This window comes from Mesorhizobium sp. M7D.F.Ca.US.004.03.1.1 (assembly GCF_003998635.1).
Lineage (GTDB): Bacteria > Pseudomonadota > Alphaproteobacteria > Rhizobiales > Rhizobiaceae > Mesorhizobium > Mesorhizobium loti.
Genome location: NZ_RZQG01000260.1, coordinates 1 through 7002 on the forward strand (window position 1 = coordinate 1; position 7002 = coordinate 7002).

A 7002-nucleotide genomic window follows, 5' to 3' on the forward strand; every position below is an offset into this window, starting at 1 on the left:
GCGCGTGCTTGGCCGTGCGCCGAAAGACTTCTCCGCCTACGCAACCGAAACCGCCTCAACCGGCATTTGGAGCAACTGAGATGATCAAGCTTCTCCCCACCCTCACCATCATTGCCGCAATCGGCTCGGGCGTCGTCGGCGGCGTGTTTTTCGCCTTTTCCAACTTCGTCATGGCGGCGCTTGCCCGGCTGCCCGTCCCAAGCGGCATCGCCGCGATGAATTCTATCAACATCACGGTGATCACCCCGACCTTCATGACGGCGCTTTTCGGTACCGGCCTGCTCTGTCTGGTGCTTATCGCCGCCGCTATCATGGGCTGGAGCCAGTCCGGCTCGTACTGGTTGCTTGCCGGCGCGGTGATCTATGTGGTCGGCAACCCGATCGTGACCATGGTCTTCAATGTGCCGCTCAACGATGCGCTCGCCGCCGTCGACCCCGCCAGCAGCAATGGCGCCGCCGTGTGGGCGAACCATTTGAGCCAATGGGTGATGTGGAACCACGTCCGCACCATCACCGCCATCGTGGCGATGGCCTGCTTTATCTTCGCATTGCTCTAAGCGGTTTTACGAAACGCAAAGGACCCCGCTCAGGCGGGGTCCTTTTGCGTCTGGTCTTTCGACGTGTGACCCTTGCGGTCGGCATGGCCGAGATCGCGATCCGGGTCGATGACATCACGGACCAACTGCTTGAGCTTCGCCGCGTCCGGAAAGCCGCCGTCGCGCTTGCGGTCCCAGACAAGCGTGTCATTGCAGGAAATGGTGAAGATGCCGCCGGTGCCGGGCACCAGGGTGACCTCGCCCAGATCGGTGCCGAAGGTCGACAGAAGCTCCTGCGCCATCCAGCCGGCGCGCAACAGCCACTGGCACTGCGTGCAATAGGTGATGCGGATGGTGGGCAGAGGTTCCTCGCTCATGCCGCGCTGAGCTTAGCCATGGTCTCGTCGTCGACTTCGAAGTTGGCGTAGACGCTCTGCACGTCGTCGTCGTCCTCAAGCGTGGCGACCAGCTTCATCAGCGACTGTGCCCGCTCCTCGTCGACCGGAACATTGTTTTGCGGCCGCCAGATCGGCTTCACCGATTCAGCCTCGCCGAGCGCGCCTTCCAGCGCCTTCGACACTTCGCCGAGATTTTCGAAGGCGCAGTAGATCGTGTGGCCTTCCTCGTCCGACTCGACATCATCGGCGCCGGCTTCGATCGCCGCATCCATGATCTTGTCGGCGCTGCCCGCCGATGCCGGATAGTAGATCTCGCCGGCACGGTCCCACATGAACGACACCGAGCCGGTTTCACCCATCGCCCCGCCGGCCTTGGTGAAGGCGGCGCGCACATTCGAGGCCGAGCGGTTGCGGTTGTCGGTCAGGGCTTCGACAATGACGGCGACGCCGCCGGGACCATAGCCCTCATAGCGCACGGCTTCGTAGTTCTCGGCATCGCCCATCGAGGCCTTGTTGACGGCGCGCTGGATGTTGTCCTTCGGCATCGACACCGCCTTGGCGTTCTGGATCGCCAGCCGCAAACGCGGGTTCATCGATGGATCGGGCGTCCCGCTCTTGGCGGCGACGGTGATTTCGCGCGCCAGCTTGGAAAACATTTTCGACCGCACCGCATCCTGGCGGCCCTTGCGGTGCATGATGTTCTTGAACTGTGAATGGCCAGCCATGGCACCCCTGTCGTCTTCTCGGCTAGAGCATCCCGAAGCGAAGTGATCTCACCTCGTCTTCCGCAATGCCCGAATTCAAAATTTCAGAGCGTCCCAGGTGCAACTCGTGGAAGCACGGCGTTCTCTGTCGGAATGGCCGGCTTATAGATAAATCGGCTCAATTCGTCCAGCCGCACCGCACACGGGACGCCCGACATTGGCGGCTGCGAGCGCTCACGCCTCCAGATCGGACTTCAACCGGTCAATGATGCTGAGCGCATGGCCGGCATACTGGCTGATCCAGCGGTCGTGGATCTGCTTGATCGGCAGCGCGTTGAGATGGTTCCAGCGCTCGCGTCCGTCGCGCCGCGCGACAATCAGATCGGCCTCCTCCAGCACCTTAAGATGCAGCATCACGGTGCAGCGATCGATATCGGGAAAGGCCTTACACAGCATGCCGGTCGTCTTCGGCGTATCCTTCAGCTGATCCAGCATTTCGCGCCGGCGTGGATGCGCCAGCGCCTTGAAAACATTGTCGTCTTGCGATTGGCTTGACATGTTATGTTTCTATAACATATCGTTGAGCCAATCAAGGGAAGGAGCTGTGGATATGTCACTTGGATTCAAGGTTTCCGGCCGCATCGGCAAGCCGGTCGCCGACGTCTTCGACGCAGTCGTCAATCCGAGGAAGCTGAGCGGCTATTTTACCACGATCGGCGGCGCCAGCGCGCCGCTGGTGGCGGGTGCCGGCGTCGTCTGGTGGGGCAAGGTGCCGGTCGAGGTCGATGAAGTGGTCAAGGACAGCCGCATCGTGCTGCGCTGGGATGCCACCGACGCCGACGGCAAACCCGCCTACAAGACCCGTATCGAGATGAATTTCGAGCCGCTGGACGAAGGCGGCACCTTCGTCACCATCGCCGAGAGCGGTTGGCAGGAAGGCGCGGTCGGCCTGAAGAAGTCCTACCTCAATTGCGAGGGCTGGTCGCAGATGCTGGCCTGCATGAAGGCCTATGTCGAATACGGCATCAATTTGCGCGACGGCTACTACCGCAGCGAGATGAAGGGCGAACCCGCCAACGAGACCAATATCTGAGCGACCCCATATCTGAGCACCCAGGAAGGAAGATGGAGGCCTGCAATGACGAAAGTAACGCCATTCCTGATGTTCGAGGGCAAGGCCGAAGAGGCAATGACCCTCTATTGCGAGACCATTCCCGGCAGCAGCGTCCTTGACGTCACAAATTACGGCCCCGGCGAAGACGGTCCACAAGGAATGGTCAAGCTGGCACGGGTGTCGATCGCTGGCCTGGAAGTCCTGGTCTTCAACAGCCCCGTGCACCACGCCTTCACGTTCACGCCGTCGGTCTCGCTCTATGTGGACTGTTCCTCCGAAGACGAACTGAACCGCATTGTCGAGACACTGGCAAAGGACGGTGGGTTTCTGATGCCGCCCGACAATTACGGCTTCAGCCGCCGTTTCGCATGGCTCAACGACAGGTTCGGGGTCTCCTGGCAGGTCAATCTCGCATAACCAGCCCGGGCAAAGCCGACCAACAGCTGAAACGGAGCCAGCTATGACCACGAAAATCACCGGCGGCATCAACATCGCCATGAAGGTGCCGCCACACCAGTATGAGGCGACGATCGCCTTCTACCGCGACGTCGTCGGCCTGAAGCCATTCACAGACAAGGCGCCGGCAATCGGCTTCGAGCTTGGCCCCAACCGCCTGTGGATCGATGAGGCGCCGATGATGAGCCAGGCCGAGGTGTGGCTGGAACTCTTCACCGATGATTTCCCCATGGCCGCGGATCGTCTCGCCAAGGCGGGCGTCGTGCGTTGCGACGCCATCGAGCCCCTGGGCGAGGGCTTCCGTGGCGGCTGGATCACCAACCCAGCCAACATCGTTCACATGCTGCGCGAACCGGACGCCTGGTGAGCGCCAAGCCCCGAAAGGACAATCCGATGGAGATCCGCGAAACACCAACCGCCGAAGCCGGCATGCTGATCCGGCGACCTGTCCCTGAAGTGTTCGAGGCCATCGTCGATCCGGCCATCACCACGAAATTCTGGTTCACCCACGCCAGCGGGCGCCTGGACAGCGGCAAGGAGGTGCGATCGGAGTGGCGCATGTACGGGGTCTCGACGACGGTCGATGTCAGCGAGATCGTCGCGAACGAAAAGATCGTCATGCGGTGGAGCGATCCTCCGACCACCGTGGTCTGGACCTTCACCGAAATGCCGGATCAGACGACTTTTCTCGAAGTTCGCAACTTCGACTTCGCAGGCAATGGCGACGAGCAGGTGAAAGAGGCCATCGGCTCAACCGGCGGCTTCACGCTCGTGCTGGCCGGCGCCAAGGCCTGGCTGGAACAGGGCCTGACGCTTGGCCTGATCGGCGACCGTCAGCATTAGGCTAGCCCGATAGACCAGCCTCAGTGCCCGCCGCCCGATTTCGCCTTCTTGCGCCGCCGCGCCAGCATGTTGAGTCCCTCGACCAGTGCCGAAAAACCCATGGCGGCGTAGATGTAGCCCTTGGGCACATGGTAGCCCATGCCGTCGGCGATCAGCGTCATGCCGATCATCAGCAGGAAGCCCAACGCCAGCATGACGATGCTCGGGTTCTTGGCGATGAAATTGGCCAGCGGCCCGGCCGCCAGCATCATCACGCTCACCGCGACGATCACGGCGATGTACATGATGGCGATCTCGTCGGTCATGCCGACAGCGGTGATGATCGAATCGATCGAGAAGACCAGGTCGAGCAGCAGGATCTGGAAGATCGCGCCGGCAAGGCTGATCTGCAGCGTCTCACCCAGCATCGAGTCCTGGTGGTCGTCGGGGTCCACCGTGTGATGGATCTCCTTGGTCGCCTTCCAGACCAGGAACAGGCCGCCGGCGATGAGGATCAGGTCGCGCCAGGAAAAGCCATGGCCGAAGGCCGTGAACACCGGCGCCGTCAACTGGACGATGATCGAAATGGTGGCCAGCAGCACCAGCCGCATGATCAGCGCCGCCGAGATGCCGAGGCGGCGGGCGCGGGCCCTTTGCGCTTCCGGCAGCTTGTTGGTCAGGATCGAGATGAAGATCAGGTTGTCGATGCCGAGCACGATCTCCAGCACCACCAGCGTCAGCAACGCGACCCATGCCGTTGGGTCGGACACGAATTGAAAATGCGGCGCCAGAAATTCGATGAGCTGCATGGAGGTCGTCCCCTACGATCTAGAGCAGTGTCGCCGGCAGTTAGGTACTGCGCGCGCCTATATCAATGTCACGACCAGAAGGATGGCGCGGTTTCCTCCAGCCGCGGGCCGCGACGAAACGGCGCGATCCGCTCGGTGAGCCCCGTGCGGTCGGAAATATCGACGCCGACGCCGCACAATGTCGCCGGTCCGGTGGCTGCCTCGAAACGCCCTTTCGGCACTTTCGACAGGAAGCGGTTGAGTGGCTCCTCCTTGTCCATGCCGAGCGAGGAATCGTAGTCGCCGCACATGCCGGCATCGGACAGATAGCCGGTGCCGCCATTCAGGATCTGGTGGTCGGCGGTCGGCTGGTGCGTGTGAGTGCCGACGACGAGGCTGGCGCGGCCATCGACGAAATGCGCGAAGCACATCTTTTCCGAGGTCGCCTCGGCGTGGAAGTCGATGACCACGGCATCCGCCTGCTCGCCAAGCGGACAGGCGGCAAGCTCGCGTTCGCCGGCCTGGAACGGATCGTCGAGCTCGGGATGCATGAACACCCGGCCCATGATGTTGGCGACCAGCACGCGCGCGCCGCTCCTGGCAATGTAGACGCCGGAGCCGCGCCCGGGTGTGCCCTTGGGAAAATTGGAGGGGCGCAAAAAACGCTCTTCGCGCGGCGCGAAGGCCAACGCATCGCGCTGGTCCCAGACATGGTTTCCGGTGGTAACGACATCCGCACCGGCCGCGATGGTCTCGCGAAAGATATCTTCGGTGATGCCGAAACCGCCGGCGGCGTTCTCGCCATTGACGATGACGAAATCGAGTTTGAAGTCGGAGATCAGGCCGGGCAGCTGTTCCCACACCGCCGTCCGTCCCGTCTTGCCCACCATGTCACCGAGGAAGAGAAGTCTCATATGATCTCGCACCGAAGGTCAGCGAAAGCTGCATGACGCCAGTGAAAGATCATGCGTCCCTTGTACTTATCTACAATTTTGGCGCGAAGCGGCGCAACCCGCTCTCGGTGAGTATTTCCGGAATGATGACGTCGTGGTTCTCATCCGGCACCATTGCCACCTCCTGGCAATCGAAGGCGATGCCGACCAGCCGCGGCGGCTGGCCCTTGTCGACCAGCCTGCCGATGGCGCGGTCATAATAGCCGGCGCCGTAGCCGATGCGATGGCCGCGCGCATCGAAAGCGGCAAGCGGCACCAGCATCACCGCGGGGTCGAGCACCTCGGCCTCTTCATGCGGGCCGACGGTGCCGAAGCCCATTTCGACCATCGGCGCGCCACGCACCAGTTCGCGAAAAACGATGGTGGTCTTGTCGAGAATGGCCGGCAGGCAAAGCCGTGCGCCCTTTTCGCGCAAGGCAAACATCAGCGGCCTGACGTCGACTTCCGAGCGCATCGGCCAGAAACCGGAGACGATCTGGCCCGGCTCGATGTGGAGGTGATCGCGTGCGGTCTCGGCCATTTCAAGCGCGACCTCCACCCGCCAGAATTCATCGAGTGCGTCGCGGCGCCCGAGTGCCTCGCGGCGAAGCTGCTTTTTCAGGTCTTTGGGAGAGGTCATGCGGCCAGGGTAGAAAAGGTCAGAGCGGGATGAAGCGTTGGGAGCGACGTTTTCCACCGCATCGTCCACCGAAATGCGTGGACGCGTGGCAATAAGTGACGATCCACACAACCGGTGGAGAGAGCGATCCCGGGAACCTACAAAGTAGGTGGGCGCCGTGTGAGAAAACCCACGGGTCTTCCCAGGGACAGCTCCCTAAGGATCGTTAAGGCCCCGGGGAAAATGTTCTCCTGCCGGGAAGCACAGACCGTCCCAGCCAATATAGGCTGCCGGTCGACTAAGCGCCAGTGAGACTGGCAGATGTTTCCATCGCGGGTTTCAAGTCTTTCGTGGCGGTGGGTGCGCCCTTGCACAGGCTGAGCCGCGTCCTTACGGTCGCGATGACCAACCGAGGAGCAAGAATGCGTTTCGAAGGCACGGCGGCCTATGTCGCCGACAAGGATCTGATGGTGGCCGTCAACGCGGCGATCGCACTGGAACGGCCCTTGCTGGTCAAGGGTGAGCCCGGCACCGGCAAGACGGAACTCGCCCGCCAGGTGGCGTCAGCACTTGGCCTCGACCTCATCGAATGGCACGTCAAGTCGACCACCAGGGCGCAGCAGGGCCTTTACG

The 7002-nt window shown here is 62.1% G+C and carries 12 protein-coding genes and 1 other RNA gene; 6 read left to right on the forward strand and 7 right to left on the reverse strand.

Translation table 11 applies throughout. The annotated features are described in order from the left end of the window. Positions 1-80: 80 nt before the first annotated feature. Entirely contained in the window at positions 81-557 is a 477-nt protein-coding gene (locus tag EN935_RS16320) for a DUF1772 domain-containing protein (RefSeq protein ID WP_127265120.1), read from the forward strand. Positions 558-586: 29 nt separating this feature from the next. Here EN935_RS16320 and EN935_RS16325 read toward each other — a convergent pair whose 3' ends face one another. The 3 genes from EN935_RS16325 to EN935_RS16335 all read right to left on the reverse strand — a co-directional run bounded on the left by EN935_RS16325 (position 587) and on the right by EN935_RS16335 (position 2196). Beyond that, the gene (locus EN935_RS16325; protein ID WP_127265121.1) at positions 587-913 is read right to left on the reverse strand and encodes a SelT/SelW/SelH family protein; all 327 of its coding nucleotides are present in this window, start codon (positions 911-913) and stop codon (positions 587-589) included. Next, positions 910-1659, reverse strand: coding sequence for a YebC/PmpR family DNA-binding transcriptional regulator (locus EN935_RS16330; RefSeq protein ID WP_023758620.1), 750 nt, complete (start codon positions 1657-1659; stop codon positions 910-912). Before EN935_RS16330 ends, EN935_RS16325 begins: the two co-directional genes overlap by 4 nt. Before the next feature lie 213 nt (positions 1660-1872). Next, positions 1873-2196 carry a helix-turn-helix domain-containing protein gene (locus EN935_RS16335; protein ID WP_127265122.1) on the reverse strand — a complete coding sequence of 108 codons (324 nt, stop codon included), beginning with the start codon at positions 2194-2196 and terminating at the stop codon, positions 1873-1875. Positions 2197-2248: 52 nt separating this feature from the next. On the opposite strand from EN935_RS16335, the gene EN935_RS16340 reads away from it, so the two are divergent. The 4 genes from EN935_RS16340 to EN935_RS16355 are packed head-to-tail and all read left to right on the forward strand — an operon-like array spanning position 2249 to position 4051. Next, complete coding sequence (locus EN935_RS16340; RefSeq protein WP_109664675.1) at positions 2249-2731, forward strand: SRPBCC domain-containing protein; 483 nt, start codon at positions 2249-2251, stop codon at positions 2729-2731. A 45-nt stretch (positions 2732-2776) separates the two neighbouring features. Beyond that, positions 2777-3169, forward strand: a complete 393-nt coding sequence (locus EN935_RS16345; RefSeq protein ID WP_109664671.1) for a VOC family protein — start codon at positions 2777-2779, stop codon at positions 3167-3169. A 43-nt stretch (positions 3170-3212) separates the two neighbouring features. After that, positions 3213-3575, forward strand: coding sequence for a hypothetical protein (locus EN935_RS16350; RefSeq protein WP_109664667.1), 363 nt, complete (start codon positions 3213-3215; stop codon positions 3573-3575). A 26-nt stretch (positions 3576-3601) separates the two neighbouring features. Further along, positions 3602-4051, forward strand: coding sequence for an SRPBCC family protein (locus EN935_RS16355; RefSeq protein ID WP_127265124.1), 450 nt, complete (start codon positions 3602-3604; stop codon positions 4049-4051). A gap of 20 nt (positions 4052-4071) precedes the next feature. Here the strand turns inward: EN935_RS16355 and EN935_RS16360 are convergent, their stop codons facing one another. The 4 genes from EN935_RS16360 to ssrS all read right to left on the reverse strand — a co-directional run bounded on the left by EN935_RS16360 (position 4072) and on the right by ssrS (position 6642). Next, positions 4072-4839, reverse strand: a complete 768-nt coding sequence (locus EN935_RS16360) for a TerC family protein (protein ID WP_127265123.1) — start codon at positions 4837-4839, stop codon at positions 4072-4074. Between the two features lie 68 nt (positions 4840-4907). Continuing rightward, positions 4908-5732 carry a YmdB family metallophosphoesterase gene (locus tag EN935_RS16365; RefSeq protein WP_109664654.1) on the reverse strand — a complete coding sequence of 275 codons (825 nt, stop codon included), beginning with the start codon at positions 5730-5732 and terminating at the stop codon, positions 4908-4910. Positions 5733-5802: 70 nt separating this feature from the next. After that, on the reverse strand, positions 5803-6390 hold the full coding sequence (locus EN935_RS16370; RefSeq protein ID WP_109664651.1) for a 5-formyltetrahydrofolate cyclo-ligase: 588 nt from the start codon (positions 6388-6390) through the stop codon (positions 5803-5805). Positions 6391-6486: 96 nt separating this feature from the next. After that, a non-coding RNA gene (gene ssrS, locus EN935_RS16375) (6S RNA) lies at positions 6487-6642 on the reverse strand. A gap of 149 nt (positions 6643-6791) precedes the next feature. On the opposite strand from ssrS, the gene EN935_RS16380 reads away from it, so the two are divergent. After that, on the forward strand, positions 6792-7002 hold a 211-nt coding region (locus EN935_RS16380), incomplete at its 3' end, for a MoxR family ATPase (RefSeq protein ID WP_127373443.1).